General features: G+C 63.8%; 21 protein-coding genes and 1 pseudogene. 10 read left to right on the forward strand and 12 right to left on the reverse strand.

Features of this window, described 5'->3' with window-relative positions:
* Window positions 1-177: 177 nt before the first annotated feature.
* Window positions 178-570: a MarR family winged helix-turn-helix transcriptional regulator gene (locus tag AC5RUM_RS16375; RefSeq protein WP_494035926.1), complete on the reverse strand. Its 393-nt coding sequence runs from the start codon at window positions 568-570 to the stop codon at window positions 178-180.
* Window positions 571-667: 97 nt separating this feature from the next.
* Between AC5RUM_RS16375 and AC5RUM_RS16380 the strand changes: the two genes are divergently transcribed.
* Window positions 668-2119 (forward strand): MFS transporter, encoded by a 1452-nt coding sequence (locus tag AC5RUM_RS16380; RefSeq protein WP_494035927.1) that lies wholly within the window; start codon window positions 668-670, stop codon window positions 2117-2119.
* 186 nt (window positions 2120-2305) lie between these two features.
* Here AC5RUM_RS16380 and AC5RUM_RS16385 read toward each other — a convergent pair whose 3' ends face one another.
* Both AC5RUM_RS16385 and AC5RUM_RS16390 read right to left on the reverse strand, forming a co-directional pair.
* Window positions 2306-2461, reverse strand: a complete 156-nt coding sequence (locus AC5RUM_RS16385) for a hypothetical protein (protein ID WP_494035928.1) — start codon at window positions 2459-2461, stop codon at window positions 2306-2308.
* Window positions 2458-2583 carry a hypothetical protein gene (locus AC5RUM_RS16390; RefSeq protein ID WP_276208573.1) on the reverse strand — a complete coding sequence of 42 codons (126 nt, stop codon included), beginning with the start codon at window positions 2581-2583 and terminating at the stop codon, window positions 2458-2460. The genes AC5RUM_RS16385 and AC5RUM_RS16390 overlap by 4 nt, the downstream gene beginning before the upstream one ends.
* 235 nt (window positions 2584-2818) lie before the next feature.
* Here AC5RUM_RS16390 and AC5RUM_RS16395 point away from each other — a divergent pair.
* Together AC5RUM_RS16395 and AC5RUM_RS16400 are read left to right on the forward strand one after the other, a co-directional pair.
* Window positions 2819-2971 (forward strand): annotated as a pseudogene (locus AC5RUM_RS16395) (DUF4236 domain-containing protein); the annotation flags it as partial.
* Window positions 2972-3229: 258 nt separating this feature from the next.
* Window positions 3230-3844, forward strand: coding sequence for a tetratricopeptide repeat protein (locus AC5RUM_RS16400; protein ID WP_494036081.1), 615 nt, complete (start codon window positions 3230-3232; stop codon window positions 3842-3844).
* A 243-nt stretch (window positions 3845-4087) separates the two neighbouring features.
* Here AC5RUM_RS16400 and AC5RUM_RS16405 read toward each other — a convergent pair whose 3' ends face one another.
* The gene (locus AC5RUM_RS16405) at window positions 4088-4306 is read right to left on the reverse strand and encodes a hypothetical protein (RefSeq protein ID WP_494035929.1); all 219 of its coding nucleotides are present in this window, start codon (window positions 4304-4306) and stop codon (window positions 4088-4090) included.
* 64 nt (window positions 4307-4370) lie between these two features.
* On the opposite strand from AC5RUM_RS16405, the gene AC5RUM_RS16410 reads away from it, so the two are divergent.
* The gene (locus AC5RUM_RS16410; RefSeq protein WP_494035930.1) at window positions 4371-4844 is read left to right on the forward strand and encodes a hypothetical protein; all 474 of its coding nucleotides are present in this window, start codon (window positions 4371-4373) and stop codon (window positions 4842-4844) included.
* Window positions 4845-5034: 190 nt separating this feature from the next.
* Complete coding sequence (locus tag AC5RUM_RS16415) at window positions 5035-5220, forward strand: hypothetical protein (protein WP_494035931.1); 186 nt, start codon at window positions 5035-5037, stop codon at window positions 5218-5220.
* Between the two features lie 207 nt (window positions 5221-5427).
* Here the strand turns inward: AC5RUM_RS16415 and AC5RUM_RS16420 are convergent, their stop codons facing one another.
* Window positions 5428-6276, reverse strand: a complete 849-nt coding sequence (locus AC5RUM_RS16420) for an esterase/lipase family protein (RefSeq protein ID WP_494035932.1) — start codon at window positions 6274-6276, stop codon at window positions 5428-5430.
* A gap of 379 nt (window positions 6277-6655) precedes the next feature.
* On the opposite strand from AC5RUM_RS16420, the gene AC5RUM_RS16425 reads away from it, so the two are divergent.
* From AC5RUM_RS16425 to AC5RUM_RS16435, 3 genes are all read left to right on the forward strand, one after another.
* On the forward strand, window positions 6656-7438 hold the full coding sequence (locus tag AC5RUM_RS16425; RefSeq protein WP_494035933.1) for a GntR family transcriptional regulator: 783 nt from the start codon (window positions 6656-6658) through the stop codon (window positions 7436-7438).
* Window positions 7439-7738: 300 nt separating this feature from the next.
* A complete protein-coding gene (locus tag AC5RUM_RS16430; protein WP_494035934.1) occupies window positions 7739-8146 on the forward strand; it encodes an ester cyclase in 408 nt (135 codons plus the stop codon).
* A 22-nt stretch (window positions 8147-8168) separates the two neighbouring features.
* A complete protein-coding gene (locus AC5RUM_RS16435; protein ID WP_494035935.1) occupies window positions 8169-8321 on the forward strand; it encodes a hypothetical protein in 153 nt (50 codons plus the stop codon).
* Between the two features lie 71 nt (window positions 8322-8392).
* On the opposite strand, the gene AC5RUM_RS16440 is transcribed toward AC5RUM_RS16435, so the two are convergent.
* Window positions 8393-8584, reverse strand: a complete 192-nt coding sequence (locus AC5RUM_RS16440; protein ID WP_494035936.1) for a hypothetical protein — start codon at window positions 8582-8584, stop codon at window positions 8393-8395.
* A 152-nt stretch (window positions 8585-8736) separates the two neighbouring features.
* Complete coding sequence (locus AC5RUM_RS16445; RefSeq protein ID WP_494035937.1) at window positions 8737-9771, reverse strand: Gfo/Idh/MocA family protein; 1035 nt, start codon at window positions 9769-9771, stop codon at window positions 8737-8739.
* A 26-nt stretch (window positions 9772-9797) separates the two neighbouring features.
* Between AC5RUM_RS16445 and AC5RUM_RS16450 the strand changes: the two genes are divergently transcribed.
* Window positions 9798-10427 carry a GNAT family N-acetyltransferase gene (locus AC5RUM_RS16450; protein ID WP_494035938.1) on the forward strand — a complete coding sequence of 210 codons (630 nt, stop codon included), beginning with the start codon at window positions 9798-9800 and terminating at the stop codon, window positions 10425-10427.
* Window positions 10428-10964: 537 nt separating this feature from the next.
* On the opposite strand, the gene AC5RUM_RS16455 is transcribed toward AC5RUM_RS16450, so the two are convergent.
* Complete coding sequence (locus AC5RUM_RS16455; RefSeq protein ID WP_494035939.1) at window positions 10965-11486, reverse strand: DoxX family protein; 522 nt, start codon at window positions 11484-11486, stop codon at window positions 10965-10967.
* A gap of 98 nt (window positions 11487-11584) precedes the next feature.
* On the opposite strand from AC5RUM_RS16455, the gene AC5RUM_RS16460 reads away from it, so the two are divergent.
* Window positions 11585-12163: a TetR/AcrR family transcriptional regulator gene (locus AC5RUM_RS16460; protein ID WP_494035940.1), complete on the forward strand. Its 579-nt coding sequence runs from the start codon at window positions 11585-11587 to the stop codon at window positions 12161-12163.
* A gap of 226 nt (window positions 12164-12389) precedes the next feature.
* Here the strand turns inward: AC5RUM_RS16460 and AC5RUM_RS16465 are convergent, their stop codons facing one another.
* The 4 genes from AC5RUM_RS16465 to AC5RUM_RS16480 form a co-directional block, all read right to left on the reverse strand.
* Window positions 12390-12974 (reverse strand): hypothetical protein, encoded by a 585-nt coding sequence (locus AC5RUM_RS16465; RefSeq protein ID WP_494035941.1) that lies wholly within the window; start codon window positions 12972-12974, stop codon window positions 12390-12392.
* A gap of 143 nt (window positions 12975-13117) precedes the next feature.
* Complete coding sequence (locus tag AC5RUM_RS16470) at window positions 13118-14389, reverse strand: S8 family serine peptidase (RefSeq protein WP_494035942.1); 1272 nt, start codon at window positions 14387-14389, stop codon at window positions 13118-13120.
* Window positions 14390-14414: 25 nt separating this feature from the next.
* On the reverse strand, window positions 14415-15482 hold the full coding sequence (locus tag AC5RUM_RS16475) for a nucleoside hydrolase (protein ID WP_494035943.1): 1068 nt from the start codon (window positions 15480-15482) through the stop codon (window positions 14415-14417).
* 39 nt (window positions 15483-15521) lie between these two features.
* Window positions 15522-16943: an MFS transporter gene (locus AC5RUM_RS16480; protein WP_494035944.1), complete on the reverse strand. Its 1422-nt coding sequence runs from the start codon at window positions 16941-16943 to the stop codon at window positions 15522-15524.
* Window positions 16944-16986: the final 43 nt, after the last annotated feature.

Raw genomic sequence — 16986 nt, forward strand, 5'->3', positions numbered from 1 at the left:
CTTCCCACTCCTTCTGAGTAGAAATTCCTATAGGGGGTCAGAGCACCGTTCCTTGCCCATGGCCATAGGAGAAAGGTAATCCAGTCCGTCCTGAACCTGAACACCCTCAAGGAACTCCACGCAGCAACACAGAACGGGCGACGGCAGACGGACGTCAGGACGTCGCGGCGGGTCAGGTCACTTCACGGAGCCCTTGGGCAGGTTTTCCTTGAGGAGCGCGCGGTGTTCGACGGCGGCGGCCCGGTGAAGCTTGCGGCCCGCCTCCGTGAGTTCCAGGTACAGCGAACGGCGGTCGTCCGCGCAGGATTGGCGGGTCAGCAATCCGGCCTTTTCCAGCCTGTCCACGACCTTGGAAACGGCGCTCTGGCTCATGGGCGTCCGTTCACCAAGTTCCTTCATCCGGCACGTGGCCTTGCTGTTCTCCGCCACAAGATCCAGAATCTCGAACTCGTTCAGGCCGATGTCGAACTTGGCTTCCAGCGTCCGGTCAAGGGCACAGGATGTGCGGAAGTATGCGTCCTGGATGCTGCGCCATTGCTCAACCAGCAGGCGGTCCGTCGTCAATGCCATGCACTGATTCTAGGCGAAAGCCGAACTGAAGTCGACGTCATAATATTCCCTGTCATATTCCTTGTCATTGAATGACGTGTCATATAGATTGGCCGACATGACATCACCCACCACCCTCGAACGAACCGCCGAACCGATCGCCACGGCCGTCCGCTGGACCCGGGCCCAGTGGCTCCTGCTGATGGTTGTCTGCACTGTCCTTGCCCTTGACGGACTGGATGTTTCCATGGTGGGCGTGGCCCTGCCGTCCATCGGACAGGAACTGGACCTTGGCACGGACGCCCTCCAGTGGATTGTCTCCGCGTACGTGCTTGGCTACGGAAGCCTGCTGCTTCTGGGCGGACGGCTCGCGGATCTCCTGGGTCGCCGCCGCATCTTCCTCATCGCCCTCTCGGTCTTCGCGGCCGCTTCCCTGCTGGGTGGGCTCGTGAATGACCCTGCAATCCTCATCGCCACAAGATTCGTGAAGGGCCTGGCGGCTGCCTTCACTGCCCCCACGGGCTTCTCCATCATCACCACAAACTTCGCCGAGGGCCGCGAGCGTAACAAGGCACTCTCCATCTTCACGACGTTTGGCGCCAGCGGCTTCTCCCTGGGGCTCGTCGTCGGCGGCCTCATGACCAGCCTGAGCTGGCGCTGGACGTTCCTGGTCTCCGTGCCGATCGCTGTACTGGTGGTCATCCTGGGCGCCCGCTACATCCCCCGCGATACGCCCGATGCCACTGACAGCGGTCACGATATCTGGGGCGCCGTCACCCTGGCGCTTGGCATGCTGGGACTCGTGTACACGCTGGTGTCCGCACCGGAACAGGGCTGGGGATCTGTGGCAACAATCGCCGGATTCATCATCTCTGCCGCGGTCCTGGGAGCCTTCGCCGTGATCGAGAACAAAGTCCGGCACCCGCTCATCCGTTTTGGCATCCTGCGCGAGGGCTGGGTGGCGCGCGCCAACCTCAGTGCGATTGGACTGTTTGGCTCCTACCTCAGCTTCCAGTTCATCGTGACGCTCTTCCTGCAGTCCGTCCTGGGGTGGAGCCCGCTGGGGATGGCCCTGGCCCTACTGCCGGCCGGACTTATCGTCGCCACCAGCGCGCCGTTCGCGGACCGCCTGATCAATGTGTTCGGCGCCACGCGGTTGATCCTGACCGGGCTGGTCTCCCTGGGCTTCGGCTACGTGTTGTTCCTCCGGGTGGGCACCACACCCAACTACGCCCTGGACATCCTGCCCTCGATCATCCTGCTGGGCATCGGCTTCGCCCTGGCCTTCCCGTCCATCAACGTCCAAGCGACCGCGGGCATCAAGGACTCGGAACAGGGACTGGCAGCCGGGCTCATCCAGACCAGCACACAGGTGGGAGCCGCTTTGGTCCTGGCAGTCACCACAGCCATGGTCAGCGGAGGACACTCGGACAGCGGCACGGTCCCAAGCGCCGCGGCCATGCTCGAGCAGTACAGGCCCGGCTTGGTGCTGAGCGCGGCCGTCGCGATCGTTGCGCTGCTGGTTGCGGCTTCACCTGCCCGACGGCGGACAGTGGCCCTGGCCACTTAGCGCGTATTGTTCCAGTGCTCCGACCGGCGGCGGGGCCGACACGTGGGCGGTCACCGCCAGGCAGTTGAAGGCATCATGTACCGGCAGTACCGGTGCCGCATTGTCTGGCGGGACCTTCCGGCGGAGTACGGTCGTTGACGGCGTTGAAGGGCACCGGCGCTTCGCGCCACGTGCTGGTTGCCGGATTCACTCGCCGTTGTAACGGGCAAGTGCTTCTTTGTAGACGGCCGCAGTTTCGTGGTCGCCCCGAGCGGTGTACTTGGCGATGATGTTCGCCAGGTCGCGTTGGATGACCCAAAGCGCGTCGTGCGGTTCACGAGGACGGGGTACGTAATCGTTCATGATTTTCCACCCCCTTGCGCCTCTTCACGCTCCAGCAGATACCGCAGAAATGCCGCCTGGTTGTCGATTTCCCGCTGTTTGCGCGGGGAAACCCAATCGAGCAATTCTTGGTTGTCAGCCATGATGTTCACTCCCTCCAAGTTGTGAATTAATGCTCACCCCGTGAGTGCAAGATCGGCGAAAGTTTCAGTCAAGAAAGGCGAAGATCTTCGACGGCAGCTTTCGCCCGGAAGGTCCACGGCATGGAGGGTGGCCGGCATATTTAGACCCTGATTTCTAGCGTTTCGACACCCGATCAGTGAATATACTGATGAATCCGCAAGTCGGCGGGCCAGCGGCCACACAAACGGGGGAGACATGGGCTTCAGGGTTCGCAAGTCATTCAAGATTGCACCGGGGATACGGATGACGATAACGCCAAAGAGTGTTGGCCTCAGCGCTGGAGTCCCGGGAGCAAGGATCTCTGCAAATTCCTCCGGTCGCGTGACACGCACACTAGGTATTCCCGGCTCAGGGCTCTCACACGTGAAGACCATTTCTCCTGGTTCCGCCAGACGCGTCCCATCCGCGGCCGCTGCCCGCGCCACAGCGACAGGGACCTACGAATCCCAGGCTCCCAAGCCAGCAACTCCAGGATTCTTCGCGCCCAAATGGGAGAAGGAACTTCACCGGGCATTGCTTGCACGCCCTAATGCCAACGAGTTGCCACGGATCGGAACAGAATTCGAGCAAGCGCGTCCAATCGCAGCCCTATTTGAGGCGATGCTCGTGGCAATGCCCAGAGGCGACCGGCAGCGGGCTCTCGGCCTGTTGAGCTGGCTTTTCGACAGCGGCTATGAACCGGCGTCGGATGAATTCGTTCAGAAGTACATGCCCGCTGCCACCTTCAATCTGCCCATTGCCGAGGGAATTGCCGTGATGCTTCCCTTGGACCGCGACTTCATCGGACTCCTACTGGCTGAAATCCATCAGGACCTGGGAAATCTCGCGTCAGCCGTAGACGTCATTGAGCAACTTGAGCCGAGCACAGTTTCCGCCGTCTCTTTGGCTGAGCTTTACACTGCGCAAAGCCGATGGGATGAGGTTGTCGACCTCACTGAAGACCTCCAGAACGATGACGAGGCCGCCACATACCTCCTCATCCAGCGCGGCATCGCTTTCCGAGAGCAAGGCTTCCCGGATGCCTCCCGCGAGGCGTTCAAGGAAGCGTTGCGCGTGCGGTCCCGACCTGCGGAACTCCGGCAGCGTGCATTGATCGAGCGGGGCCTGACCTACCTGAGTGAGGGGAAGCGAGCGATGGCACGCAAGGACTTCGAAAAGGTTCTGGCCCAAAACAGTAACTATCCGGGGCTCCGCGAGCACCTCGCCAACTTAGGAGCCTGAACCCGGCAAGGCGGCCGGCATGCAGGCTTAGCATTCAGGAACGGCTCAACTATCCTGAATCGCGTTACACATTTTCACAGGGCTGAAGTTACGCGGCATTGTCAATGACAAGTTTTGTCATCGGGAACATCTGTTTCTTACTGAATCAGGAATGCTACGCTCGGCAGGCAATTCGCACCAACTTCAGCTTTATGGGGAACAAATGAATATATCTTTTCGTCGCAATGACGCGCGAAATAAGGATCACAGGATGAGTCCGCTGACGGGCGCCGTCCTGGGCCGTCTGCGAACCGCCAGTCGGCCAATGATGAGCGTGACGATAACGTGCGCCACCATTCTCTCCGTCGCCGCATGTGCAGGGCCACCAGTCGCTTCGTTGTCGCAAAGCACGAGTTCAGCATCGGCCTCTCCGACGGCCACTCCTACTGCTCCGGCGACGACCTCCTGCGATACGGAGAACACGACTGAAGAGTACCCGCCGACCGTTTTCGTCTGCACGAAAAGCGATGCCGGGGAACTGGTTTGGATGGAAGAGTCGGCCTCGAAGAAACTCACTGATGCGCGCGCGGCGGCCGCGGCACTTGCCGCAAAAGCTGCAGCTGACAAGGCCGCCCAGGAAAAGGCTGCTGCAGACAAGACAGCGCAGGAAAAAGCTGCAGCAGACAAGGCAGCGCAGGAAGCGGCCGCAAAAGCTGCAGCTGACAAGGCGGCGCAGGAAGCGGCGGCACGAGCCGAACAGGAAAAGGCCGCTGCCGCCGAAGCTGCGCGCCAACAGGCCGCAGCAGAAGCAGCGGCAGCAGTTCCAGTGCCGGCGCCGGCGCCCGCTGCTCCCTCGGGGTGCGATCCCAATTATGCCGGAGCTTGCGTTCCGATCGCCTCAGACGTGGATTGCTCCGGAGGAAGCGGGAATGGTCCCGCCTACGTTGGGGGACCTGTATCCGTGGTCGGATCTGATGTCTATGGCCTTGACCGCGACGGTGATGGCCTCGGATGCGAATAGGTCAAACCGCCTATACAGCGCACCCACGGTCTGCCTCTTGATCTGGTAGAGGACGCGCCGGTTACAACCCCGGATCCGGGCTCCATGGAGCCTTGATAGTTGTCCAGCGCAACTTCTCTGCCTACCTGCCAGCATGACGTGAGATCCTGCTGGCAGGTAGGGGAACTCCTTTCAGCGTCTGGAAGTGCTGATGTACAGGAAACCGGTTAGTATCAGCAAAGCCTCCCCCGCGCCGTTGGAGATCGACGACGACGGCGGCACCACACTGCTCGCCGCCCTCGACTCCCGCTTCGGCCGGGTAATGGGACCCGGCGAATGCCAGATCAGCCTGAGCCAGGTGGGGCCAACCCCGGCCAAGCTCCCGGACCTTTGCTGATGCCGTCCTGCGCCCCTAACCCGCACCAACATCAAAAGCATGGCCCCGGCCGCAACTTCCCGCTGCCGGGGCCATCGCTGTTCCCGGCACAGTGGCAGGGCGTTCCCGCTGTACATGCTGGCCGGCTACCAGCAGCGCCGCACCAAGGATGCACTCACCGCGGAGGGTGCCGGACTACGTCAGGACGGCCCATGCCTGGCCGACAAGCTAGATGCAGCGCGGCTGGTATGCCGGATCGGCGGGGCCGGATGCCCTACCCAGTGCATGGGCCACGATCTGGTGCACCACGGGGTCGTTCGGCGTCTGGTCATGCTCGAAGAGATCTGCCGGGCATTTGTCCTGGATGGTGATATTGGTGACCTGCCGTGCCGGGCCGTTCAGGAACTGGCTGTTGTAGGGAATGACCACTTCGTCGTAGACCGTGGAGATGACGGTGTAGGAAGGTCCCGCAATGGTGTCGCCGATGGAGTTGAGCTTCTGCATGAAATCCGAGCCTGCCTGCTGATCGGCGCAGGCGGCACAGCCCAGGCCTGGGTAGTCCGGATCCGGCACAAAGCCTGGGGGCGGGACTATCACACCTTCCGTGCCGTGGTTGGAGGGTGCGATGCCGATGAGCTTATGGACATGCTTGGCTCCGCCGAGAAAGCCCATGTAGTAGCGGGGCATCATGCCGCCTTGGCTGTGGCCCACAAGATTCACTTTCTTGGCACCGGTGGCAGCACGGACCGCATCCACGAACGGGGCGAGTTCCTGGGCTGATTCGGCCACGGGCGCTGTGGCATACACGCCGTTCGTCTCTCCGTAATTGAGGGCGAAGACGCAGTACCCGGCGCTCTTGAGGTACGGCGACAGGGTGGACCAGTTCTTCACCATGCTCTCGAAGGTTCCAGGCACCAGAATGACCGGATAAGGGTGCTCGGCAGTTGGTTTGCAGGACCAGTCATTGGCTCCCGGCGGGGAAATCTCAACGGCATCAGCTTGGGCGGGAGCCGCGGCCAAGGACCCGGCAAGGACGGCGGCTGCGGCGATGGACAGGGTCTTGGTGAGCAGTGACATAGAAACCTCTTTGTTCATGTGTCAGAGGGCTGGGCCCAACAGTTACCTTTGTTCTTAGGGCTAACCAGGGTTGCCCGGGGTACTCAAATGTAGGCAGCCCGGAGGCCTTTGTGGCCTCGGGTGCACGGATGTGCGCGAGGCATGGCCGCCTGCGGGCGTCCCCTCCCCCTCGCGAAACACTTGCGTTTCCCTGATCGTTACTGGCGAGTAGCTTTTGGTTCGGGCGTCCAAGCCAGAAAGAACGGCCCGATGCGCCTGCACAAACGTTCATCGCCGGGACGGCTGAGAGGGGAATCTCCAGCACCCGCCACCTTGTCCAACAAACCAGTAGTACTTGTTAGGCTGGACTTCCCCGAACAACACGCAAGCGAGGCATAACGTGCACGAGGACGCCGCGAGGTTCCTGTCCCAGCCGGTGGAGGCACAGCCCGGCTCGCCGCTCCGCGTTGCCGTCTACTCCCGGATCGCCGAGGCCATCCGCAACAACCTGCTCACCCCCGGCTCCATGCTCCCCACCGAGACCGACCTCGGCACGGACATGAAGGTCAGCCGCACCGTCGTCCGCGAAGCCCTCATGCTGCTCGAGGAGGACGGCCTCATCCGGGCCCGCCGCGGCGTCGGCCGGTTCGTTTCGGACACTCTCCCCCGCATCGGCATCGAACGGATCCGCCCCTTCGAGGAAGTCCTCGGCGGCCCCGGCCAGCACCTCGAGATCAAGCGCATCAAGCGGGAGCAGCAGCCCGCCTCCGAGTTCGTCGCCCCCGGTGTCGGCGTCGATCCCAGCGCCGACTGCTGGCTCTGGGAATCGGTCCTGATCCGCGACGGCGAAGCCATCGCCCACCTGCAGGAAAACATTTCGGCCGGGCCGGTAAGTATCGGCAATGCCTCACCGGCACTGTTGGAGATCGACGACGACGGCGGCACCACACTGCTCGCGGCCCTCAACTCCCGCTTCGGCCGGGTGATGGGGCCTGGCGAATGCCAGATCAGCCTGAGCCAGGTGGGTCCGAGCAGGGCCAAGCTGCTCGACCTGCGGGCTTCAGATCCGGTCCTCGTTCTGACACAGTACGTCAGGCACGCGAACCGGCCCTTCTACCTGGCCAAGTGCCTGATCGCGGCACGCGCCGGGCACCTGTCCGTGATGCAATCCATCCAGTCCTGAGCCGAACCGACCCACTGCGCAGGGCGCGCTAAAGGGAATCCCTGATGCTGTGGATTTGATCGCCCTTTTGGCGCCGTTCTGTGATCACTTGGTGTCGCCCCAAGGGGATGCGACGCGACTAGTTCGTGAGTGCTCGCGACCATCCAGCTCTTGCCAGGTCCTAGCCGCCAGCGTGTCCTTACACGGCTAGCCGAGCCCCCTTCTTTTTGGGAGTACGTGTGCGGGACAATCCTCCTACAGCGCCCTCGTAAGGTGATGCTGGGATGCCTGAAGGGTTCATTAGGTAAGGAGTGGATAAGCATGTCCGAAGAAAACAAGGCCCTCGCGCGTCGTTCTTGGGAAGCCCCGACTAACCCGGACATCATTGACGAGGTGTACTCCACCGACCTCGTCTGGCACGACCCCGGTCAAGAGATCCGTGGCCCAGAGGAAGCCAAGAAGTTTATCGCAACGTACAAAACCGCTTTCCCCGACCTGAACGTAACCGTTGAGGACGAGCTAGCCGAAGGGGATAAGGTCTCCACCCGCTGGACAATACGCGGCACCCACCAGGGAGAGATAGAAGAGTTCGGCCCTCCTACTGGGAGGCAAATAGAGCTCAAAGGCATCTCCATCAGCCGCATCGAAGGAGGCAAGATAGTCGAGGAGTGGAATAGCTACGACAATCTGGGCGTGATGCAGCAACTTGGGCTCGTTCCTGAAAAGTAGCTCGAGTCAGGTCCCAGGCTGGGTGCCGCCACCAAGCGTAAAAGTTCTCGGCGGTCCCGGCCAGCACCTCGAAATCAAGCGCATCAAGCGGGAGCAGCAGCCCGCCTCCGAGTTCGTCGCGCCCGGCATCGGCGTCGATCCCGGCGCCGACTGCTGGCTCTGGGAGTCAGACTGATCCGCGACGGCGAAGCCATCGCCCACCTGCCGGAAAACATCTCGGCCGGGCCAGTCAGTATCGGCAAAGCCTCACCTGCACCGTTGGACATCGACGACGACGGCGGCGCCACGCTGCTCGCCGCCCTCAACACCCGCTTCGGCCGCGTAATGGGACCCGGCGAATGCCAGATCAGCCTCAGCCAGGTGGGGCCGAGCCGGGCCAAGCTGCTCGACCTGCGCGCCCCGGATCCGGTCCTCGTGCTGACACAGTACGTCCGGCACGCCAACCGGCCCTTCTACCTGGCCAAGTGCCTCATCGCGGCACCCGCCGGGCACCTGTCCGTGATGCAGTCTTTGCCTACCCCGGGCGACGGGATCAACGCAATCGTGGCAGCCATCGGGAAGGCCGAAAATCGGCTCGAGCGGCGAAATCTTCAGCTAACGCCTGGGCCAGCGCCAGAGTATGGTCTCGGTTCCGGCGCCCCCTCTTGTTTCCGCGCTGCCCTGTCGAGAGCTTCCAACACCCGCGCGTTGCTTGCCGCGTCCGTGAGATCGTAGCGGAGCGGCGTACCGTTTAGGACGCTGTCGGCGAAGTGTTCACCCATCCGAACGAAGTGGTTTGCGCCCTTGACCTGGTGATAGATCGTGTCCTTCCCGAAGTGATGCTCCTCCAGGACCGAATTCTCCTCCAAGAGGCTGAAAGGACTGTCGAGGTAGAGCCGGCCCTCGGTGCCCGTGATTTCCAGAAAGTTGCGGCGCTCGAGATTCACCCCCGTATCAAAAAGCGCTGTTGCCCCACCGGGAAAGCGCAGCATGCCCGCGATGCTGGTGTCGATTCGGCCTCCATCGTTGGCGTCGCGATAATTGCCATAGGCCGCCACCCCAGTCGGCTCCTGCCCCGTGACCATCCGGCTCACGTTGACACAGTAGCCACCCGTATCGAAAAGTGCGCCGCCGCCGAGCCCGGTATACCAGCGGATGTTGTCATCCCCGCCTGCATCGAACGTGTGAGTGACGTGGACAAATGTCAGTTCGCCCACCGCACGGTCCGCGAGCAGCTCTTGCAGCTTCTCGAAACGCGGATGAAAACGGTACATAAAGCCTTCCAGGACTTTGCGCCCAGTCTCTTCCGCTTTGCGCGTTATCTCCGCGCACTCCTCGGCGCTCATCACCAGAGGCTTTTCACAGAGGACGTGCTTGCCCGCGTCCAAGGATTTTAGAATCCACTCGAGGTGCAGTGCGTTCGGCAGCGGAATGTAGACAGCGTCGATGTCGGGGGAATCGAGCAGCGCCTCATAAGAGCCAAACGCCTGTGGGATGCCGTGCTTGTCGGCGTACTCCCTGGCCTTTTCCTCGGTGCGGGAAGCGATACCTACGACCTCACCGTTTTTCGTTGCCTGCAACGCCGGAATTGTCTTGCGGACGATGCGGGCGCTGCCCAGGACGCCCCAACGCAATTTCTCGCTCATTGAACTCTCCCTTTTAGCGTATGAGGATGAATCGTATGAATGTACCCCCGCTCTACCAAGGAGATGTGGCTGGCGTGATCGAAGTCCTGCCCGCGACCGCCGATCGCTTTGACGATCTCCACCCCATCCTGGCCCCGAAGAACCCGGACGCCCCGGCCTGCTGGTGCCTCAGCTACCGCATCCCGAACTCGGACTACCGGGAGCTCGTCGGCCCGGAGCGACCGGCGCGGCTGCGTCGCTTCGCCGAAGAGGGCACCCCTCCCGGGGTTATCGCCTACGTCGACGGCGAGCCCGCAGGCTGGTGCTCGGCGAGCCCCCGATCCAGCCACCACCGGTTGCAACGCTCGCGCACGATCCCGGCCGTCGATGACGTACCGGTCTGGAGCATTATCTGCATTGTCATTCGACCCTCGTTCCGGCGCCGGGGCCTGGCCCGCGAGCTGCTGGCCGGCGCGATCCGGTACGCCCGCGAACGCGGTGCCCCAGCCCTCGAGGCATACCCTCTCGACCCGCAGGGCGGCCGAGTCAGTTCGGCGTTCGCCTACGTGGGTACCACCGACCTCTTCGAATCGATGGGCTTCGAGCGCGTCGTAAAGACAAGTTCGAAGTCGGGCTCCATGACGCGCTGGTTGATGCGCCTGCAACTGGGAGGGTAGCGTCTCCGCCGGACGCGGACCACCCACCACCTCCTCGCGAACTCGCGGCAATACCGTCTGCTACCGCTGATTCTCGACCACCACGGGGTGAGCCACCGTCTTACGGACGCCGTTCCGCCAATGGATGGGAGCTAGGTCATCCATGAATCCATCTCTTACCTGCCTAGCGACGCTGATGTAGAGATCAGATAGGAGGTCAGTCATGGACATTGGTCAGGTCATCGAGCAATACCACTCGGGATTACACGTAGGCGTCCGCAATTATCTTGGGCAACTTGTCGACTTGAACCGGCCCTTGCCTAGAATTCCGGTGCGTAGGGCCTGATGGTCGTGGGTGCTTTCTGTGCGGTTCGTGAGGAACGTTGGGCCCTCGTGCGTAGTGTTTGGGGCGTGTGGCTGAGAAGCGGTTTCCGGGATTGAATTCCGGTGTTCGAGGCGGCCTTGGTTTGCTGGCCGGGCGAGGAGCGGGGTCAGACAGGGGCGGCGGTCCCGGCCGGAAATCATCCGATGGGACCGCCGCCGCAGCTTTCTTGCCCTTTACTCAGGGAGGCTTTCCGGGATCCCGGCGGGCAGCGCCATGCGGGTGGTCGCTGACCGGCGGCGGGGCAGGGCCCTAATGTAGGGGAGCGCCACGGCGACCGTGGCGGCGATGAATACCAGCTGCATCAGCGTCCGCGGCAGGAGCGCCGTGGCCGGTTCGCCGTTGACCATGAGTCCGGCCAGTGCGGCGTGGACGTTCGCCGGGAACATGGCCACCAGCAGCAGGGTCAGTCCGCCTGCCGCCCAGGGCGCCGTGCGGCGGTGGAGCAGGCCGGCGGCTGCAAGCAGTTCCAGCACGCCCGTCAGTGTGACCAGCAGCTCAGGATAGGGCAGGGCCGGCGGCACCATTGCGATGAGGTCCTCGCGCATGCCGTTGAAGTGCGCCGTCCCAGTAAGCGTGAACATGGCCGCGAGGCCACCGCGCAGGCTGGTGTGCCAGGACCGAAGCGGCCTGATGCCGGCGGCACCGGCGGCACGCAGCAGGAGGGTGACGGCCAGGAGGGTGATGAGTGGGGCCATGATGCGTCCTTTCAGGTGCATCGGGGGAATCTTGACACTGACTAGATTACTCGCCAGCCTGAACTTGTCAATGGCTAGATTGGAGTTAGGCTGGAGGCATGAGCACGCACGCGTCTTACCATCATGGGAATCTTCCGCGCACGATCATCAGCGCCGCACTCGACGTCATCGCCGAGTCCGGCCCGTCGGCCCTGAGCCTGCGGGATCTGGCCAGGCGGGCCGGTGTATCCCATGCCGCCCCCGCGCACCACTTCGGGGACAGGGCCGGACTGCTGACCGCCGTCGCGGTGCAGGGCTTCGGGCTCCTGGCGGACGTGCTGGCCGAGGCGCAGCGGCAAACCGGCGACTTTCTGGAGGTGGGGGTGGCCTATGTCGGCTTCGCCGTCGGGTACCCCGCCCACTTCGCCGTGATGTTCCGGCCGGAGCTGTACCGGGCCGATGACCCGGAGCTGATCGCGGCCAAGGCGCGGGCGGGCGAGTCCCTCTACCGGGGAGCTGCCCCATTCGCGGCGTCGGAATCCGGCAGGGATTCGCAGGAGGCGGCGCTGGCTGCATGGTCGCTCGTCCACGGATTCGCCACGCTTTGGCTCAGCGGCAACCTGCCTGCGGGACTGCCCGCCGACCCGCGGCAGGCCGCCCGGGGTGTGGCCTCGGTCCTGTTTTCTGGCCGGGGGTAGCCGGACAGGGCTGCACGCCCGCGGGGGCATGGGCGACGGCGCACGCGCATACCGGTGCGGCCCGTTGCGGCCGGGCAGTTGCCGTTGTCGTCATCCTCACACCCGCGGGAAACGTGTCAGTAACGGAGGAGGATCACGCCCGAACGCACGATCCTCACAGGCGTAAGCGACTCAAGATAACCTCTGAGCGGAGGTTCTCCCCCTTGGTAGCGCTTAAGGTGAGCTGCTAACTTTCCGGTCTCAGCGTGAGATATAACCTCCATGCGTCACCCCTGATCTGATCCAGCCTCAACTGGGCATCAATGTCCTGGAGCTTCCCTCTTGCTTCACAAGTGACCGCACTACTGTTCGTGTACTGCAGCTGGCAGTTTTCCTCGTTGACAGCCAGCTTTCCCTGCCACCCGCTGTGACGGATAATCCGTTCCACGTCTTCCCGCGTCATGCCCTGGCCTTCACGACCTGACCACTGCCGGTGCAGGTACGGGCAGGGCGCCGTCACAGCCAGGCAGGGAAGGAATGCTGTGGCTTGAACGATCCGCCCCGTCCTTCCCTGCTCACTCCCGAGCTTGAACCCCTCAGGAACGGCAAGGTCGTCTGCTGCACGGAGCATCTCATTGGTTCTGGCCGCCTCCAGAAAGCCGCTGGCAACTACGAAGGCGGCAATCAGCAGCACCGTTGCGCCGCTCAGGATCAAGGCGAGCCGGCGCTTTTTCAGGCTATTGAGGACAAGAGCAATAACGCCGAAAACAACGGTGACCATGACGGAGAAAAGGATCACTGGGGTGTTTACGGTGAAGCTGGGGTATTCCATGCTGTCCTTCGAGACGGTGGTTGCCTAATAGTAGGCATGCCATTTATCCCAAGCTCCTCGCTTTAGCATCAGTGCTGCCGGACTTGCCGCAAAAAAATACTCCGCCAGTTTTACTGGCGGAGTATTTTGGCGGAGTATTCCGACTAAGGGCAGTCACCAGCGACGGCCTCGCAGGCGTTCACGCGGCCGTGCTCCCAGAGGGTGCCCGTTCCATCAATGTTGTCAGCGGTGGATTGGACCTTTGTGCGAACTGCATCGTGATCGGTGCCGGCAGGCGTGTTCCAGACCAGGGCGGCAACGCCGGCGACAATAGGCGAGGCCATTGAGGTGCCGCTGCCAATGTCATAACCCGTGGACCGGCCGTTCTGCGTCCCCAGGACGAAGGGGTGGTTCGGGAAGGTCGAGTAGACATTAACACCCGGCGCCGCGAGATCCACCCATCTGCCGTAGGTCGAGAAGGACGCTTTGACATCCCTGTTGTCGGTCGCAGCCACGGCAATAACGTTGGGATACGCGCCCGGGTAGATCTTGGCCTGGGTGCCGGCGTTGCCGGCCGCGGCCACTATTACCACGCCTCGGTTCCACGCATTGTTGACGGCAGTCTCGAGGGTCCGTGATGAAACGCGCTGTCCGAGGCTCATATTGATGACCTTGGCTTCGTTCTCCACCGCCCAGTTGATGCCATTGGCAATGGCTGAGCTGGAGCCTACCCCGCTGCTGTTGAGCACTTTGGCATCCAGGATGGTGCAGTCCGGGCACACACCTGCGACACCGATGGAGTTGTGGGTGGCGGCAACAATACCGGCAACGTGGGTGCCGTGGCCGTATTTGTCGTAGTCCTCGGGTTTGACGATTTTCGTATCGCTGAAGTTGGCCCGTGCGACGACCTTGTCCGAGATGTCGTCGTGGTCGATTGCCACCCCCGAATCGATGATCGCAACCAGGGTGCCGCTTACTTCGGGGACTCCCGGGACCTTCTTCCACGCTTCGGGGGCATCCACATCAGCGTCCTTGGTGCCCCCGGCCACAGTAAACGTGCCGGCCGTGTTGGTAAATGATTGGCCCTCGTTGTGCAGAGCGTACTGACGTTTGAAGTCAGGGTCAGCTGTAGCGGCAGTAACCAGTTCGTCACGCTCGGCGTACTCAACGGCCGGGTTCCGGCTTAAGGACTCGATGAGCTGAGATTCCTTGCCAGGCGGCACCTTAACCAGGTGAGCGCCGGTGCTGCCGATTCCAGCGCCCTCGCTGAGGCCATTCTGGCGTAGCACGCCGCCGGCCGCGCCGTTGTCGCGGAACTTCACGATGATTTGCCCCGTGATGGATGACTGCGGCGCCGCGTTGCCCGGGGCCGCCATGGTGATTCCGCCAAGCGCCATGACTGCGGCTGTGCAGCTGGCTATTACAAGTTTTTTCATGGGGTTCATCATGCTTCAAGCTGCACTAGCTGGATAGTGCTGTCCGAAAAAATCCTGCGGCAGCGCGGTCTCCGCCTGCACCGGCGAGCCGGTCCGCGGTGGCGAGCCCCGCCGTCGTACTTTCCACACCGTCAAGCGAGAGCAGCACATCCACCAGGTGTGGGGCGAAGTCGCCGTCGAGCTCCAGCACCACGCGGCACCGCGCATCGGACTGCTGCGGGTAGTCCCTGTAGAAGCCGCGCATGTCGCAGATGGTCTGCCCGCGGCCGGGGCCGTCGCCGGTGTCGACGGCGGCACGCACCACCGGCGCCACCGCGGCACGGACGCCGCCCACCGCGAGCGCCGCCGCCAGCGGATCGTGCATGGCGGAGCAGGGCCGGCCGAACAGGCCCTCGTAGAACCGGAAATAGTAGCCCAGCATCTCCCCCAGCGCCCGCGGCACAGGACCGGGAGCGGTGAGCAGCTCCTGCCGGTGCGTTTCCTCCAGGACGTTGGCCATGGTGACGTCCAGCGGCACTAGGGTCACGTCCCAGTCGGCGGACAGCACCAGGGCGGCGGCCTCGGGGTCGTTGTATATGTTGGCCTCGGCCACCGGGCTAATGTTGCCGGGGGCCAGGGCAGCCCCGCCCATGATGGTGATTTCGTCCACCAGCGAAGGCAGCGCAGGCTCCAGCCGGAGGGCCTCGGCGATATTGGTCAGCGGGCCGATGGCGAGCACCCGCAGCGTGCCGGGGTGTTCGTGCGCGAGCCGGACCAGCATCTCGGCCGCGGTTTCGGGCGCCAGCGCAGCAGAGGCCGGCTCCAGCGAGACTTCCCCGATCCCGTTCTCGCCGTGCACCCACGGCGCCCCGCCGCCGAAGGAACCGGCGAGAGGATCGTGGGCGCCGAGCGCCACGGGGATGTGGGCGTGCCCGGCGAGCTGGAGCAGGTCCAGGGTGTTGCGGGCTCCGACGGCGGCACTGACGTTGCCGCTGACGGTGCCGATCCCCCGCACGTCGGCCTGCGGCGAGGCGAGCAGGTAGGCCAGGGCGAGGGCATCGTCGATGCCGGTGTCGCAGTCGAGGTAGAACGGGTGGCTGGTGGGCGTGGTCATTGCGGTGGTTTCTCGTTTCGTTTGTGCTGGTGGTGGTTTCTAGACGGACTCGCCCTTGGGGGCGGCGACGAAGAGGCTGACGATGAAGGCCGCCGTCGTAATCGCTACCGAAATCCAGAGGGCGGTGGCGTAACCGGCGGAGGTGGCTTGGGCGGCGAACGGTGCGACGAGCACGACGCCGAGGCTGGCGCCGATGCCGAAGGAGGCGCCGTTGATGCCGGGCAGGGCCGCGGGTGCTTCCTTGGGTGAGAGCAGGACGGAGAGCCCGTTGATGGCGGTGAGGAAGAAGCCGTTGTAAAAGATGCCGAGGGCGGCGACGGCGATCAGGACGGCCACCTGGTTGTCGGCGAACGTCGCCGCGGCGATGGCGCAGGCGAGGCTCAGACCGGTGCCGGCACGGAGGGTCTTGATCCAGCCGCGGCGGTCGGCCAGCCAGCCGGCGAGGGGTGCGGCGAAGACGCCGATCAGCGCGGCGGGGGTCAGGAACAGCAGGGCGGACAGGGAGGCGCTGAGTCCGAAGCCGTTCTTGGTGTCCTGGCTGAGCAGCACCACGGTGAAGTTGATGACGGCGAAGATGCCGGCGAGGGTCAGGACGGTGGTGGCGATGACGGGCCAGACCTGGCGGGAGCGCAGGTGGTGGACGGCGATGAGCGGGTGGCTGCGCTTCTTCTCGATCATCCAGAAGGCGGCGAAGGACGCGAGCGTGCCGGCCAGCAGGCCCAGCGTGCTGGGCGCGGTCCAGCCGGCGGCCGAGCCGCCGGAGACGAAGTAGGTGATGAACACCAGGAACACGGACAGGGATCCGGCGCCCCACCAGTCCATCGCGCCGCGCACTCCCTGGGGGCGTCCGGCCGGGACGGTTTTGATGATGCAGGCGGCGGCGATGGCGGTCAGGACCAGGACGACGACGAAGATGGACCGGAAGCCGAGGGTTTCGGCCATGAGGCCGCCGACGTAGCCGTCCACGCCGCCCACTCCCCCGTTGATGGCGGCGATGATGCCCACGGAGGTGCCGAAGACGCGGGCGTTCAGGTTTTCGCTGAGGACGATGTAGGCCAGGGCGAAGACGGCGCTGGAGACGCCCTGCAGGAAGCGGCCGGCGATGAGCAGCGGCAGGGTGGGGGCGGCGATGCAGAGGAGGGTGCCGGCGCCCATGATGGCGAGGACCAGGAGCAGGGCGGCGCGGCGGCCGATGAAGTCGCTCCAGCGCCCGATGACGGGCCCGGCGATGGCGCCGGCGAGGAAGAACATGGACTGCACGGGGGCGGCGGCCTCGGCGCCCAGGCCGAAGGACGCCGCGATCTGCGGCAGCGCCGGGGTGACCATGCTCGCGTTGAGCTGGAAGGACAGCACGCCGAGCAGCAGGCTGGAGATCAGCAGGGCGGCGCGGCGGCCGCCGACTTTCGGCAGTTCTGCGACGGCGGATGGCGGCGGGGCGGTGGCAGTGGCTGGGGTGTTCACATCAAACTCCTTTGTTCTGCAGGCTGGTCCTGCTGTTGGGATG

The organism is Arthrobacter sp. B2060 (assembly GCF_059090445.1).

What these genes read in the sequence shown, in the direction of transcription:
- AC5RUM_RS16410 (WP_494035930.1), top strand. Translation starts at nt 4,371, where the DNA reads ATGGAAGAGTCGGCCTCGAAGAAACTCACTGATGCGCGCGCGGCGGCC.
- AC5RUM_RS16450 (WP_494035938.1), top strand. Translation starts at nt 9,798, where the DNA reads ATGAATCGTATGAATGTACCCCCGCTCTACCAAGGAGATGTGGCTGGC.
- AC5RUM_RS16465 (WP_494035941.1), bottom strand. Translation starts at nt 12,974, where the DNA reads ATGGAATACCCCAGCTTCACCGTAAACACCCCAGTGATCCTTTTCTCC.
- AC5RUM_RS16475 (WP_494035943.1), bottom strand. Translation starts at nt 15,482, where the DNA reads ATGACCACGCCCACCAGCCACCCGTTCTACCTCGACTGCGACACCGGC.
- AC5RUM_RS16390 (WP_276208573.1), bottom strand. Translation starts at nt 2,583, where the DNA reads ATGGCTGACAACCAAGAATTGCTCGATTGGGTTTCCCCGCGCAAACAG.
- AC5RUM_RS16445 (WP_494035937.1), bottom strand. Translation starts at nt 9,771, where the DNA reads ATGAGCGAGAAATTGCGTTGGGGCGTCCTGGGCAGCGCCCGCATCGTC.
- AC5RUM_RS16455 (WP_494035939.1), bottom strand. Translation starts at nt 11,486, where the DNA reads ATGGCCCCACTCATCACCCTCCTGGCCGTCACCCTCCTGCTGCGTGCC.
- AC5RUM_RS16380 (WP_494035927.1), top strand. Translation starts at nt 668, where the DNA reads ATGACATCACCCACCACCCTCGAACGAACCGCCGAACCGATCGCCACG.
- AC5RUM_RS16430 (WP_494035934.1), top strand. Translation starts at nt 7,739, where the DNA reads ATGTCCGAAGAAAACAAGGCCCTCGCGCGTCGTTCTTGGGAAGCCCCG.
- AC5RUM_RS16470 (WP_494035942.1), bottom strand. Translation starts at nt 14,389, where the DNA reads ATGAAAAAACTTGTAATAGCCAGCTGCACAGCCGCAGTCATGGCGCTT.
- AC5RUM_RS16415 (WP_494035931.1), top strand. Translation starts at nt 5,035, where the DNA reads ATGTACAGGAAACCGGTTAGTATCAGCAAAGCCTCCCCCGCGCCGTTG.
- AC5RUM_RS16375 (WP_494035926.1), bottom strand. Translation starts at nt 570, where the DNA reads ATGGCATTGACGACGGACCGCCTGCTGGTTGAGCAATGGCGCAGCATC.
- AC5RUM_RS16420 (WP_494035932.1), bottom strand. Translation starts at nt 6,276, where the DNA reads ATGTCACTGCTCACCAAGACCCTGTCCATCGCCGCAGCCGCCGTCCTT.
- AC5RUM_RS16460 (WP_494035940.1), top strand. Translation starts at nt 11,585, where the DNA reads ATGAGCACGCACGCGTCTTACCATCATGGGAATCTTCCGCGCACGATC.
- AC5RUM_RS16385 (WP_494035928.1), bottom strand. Translation starts at nt 2,461, where the DNA reads ATGAACGATTACGTACCCCGTCCTCGTGAACCGCACGACGCGCTTTGG.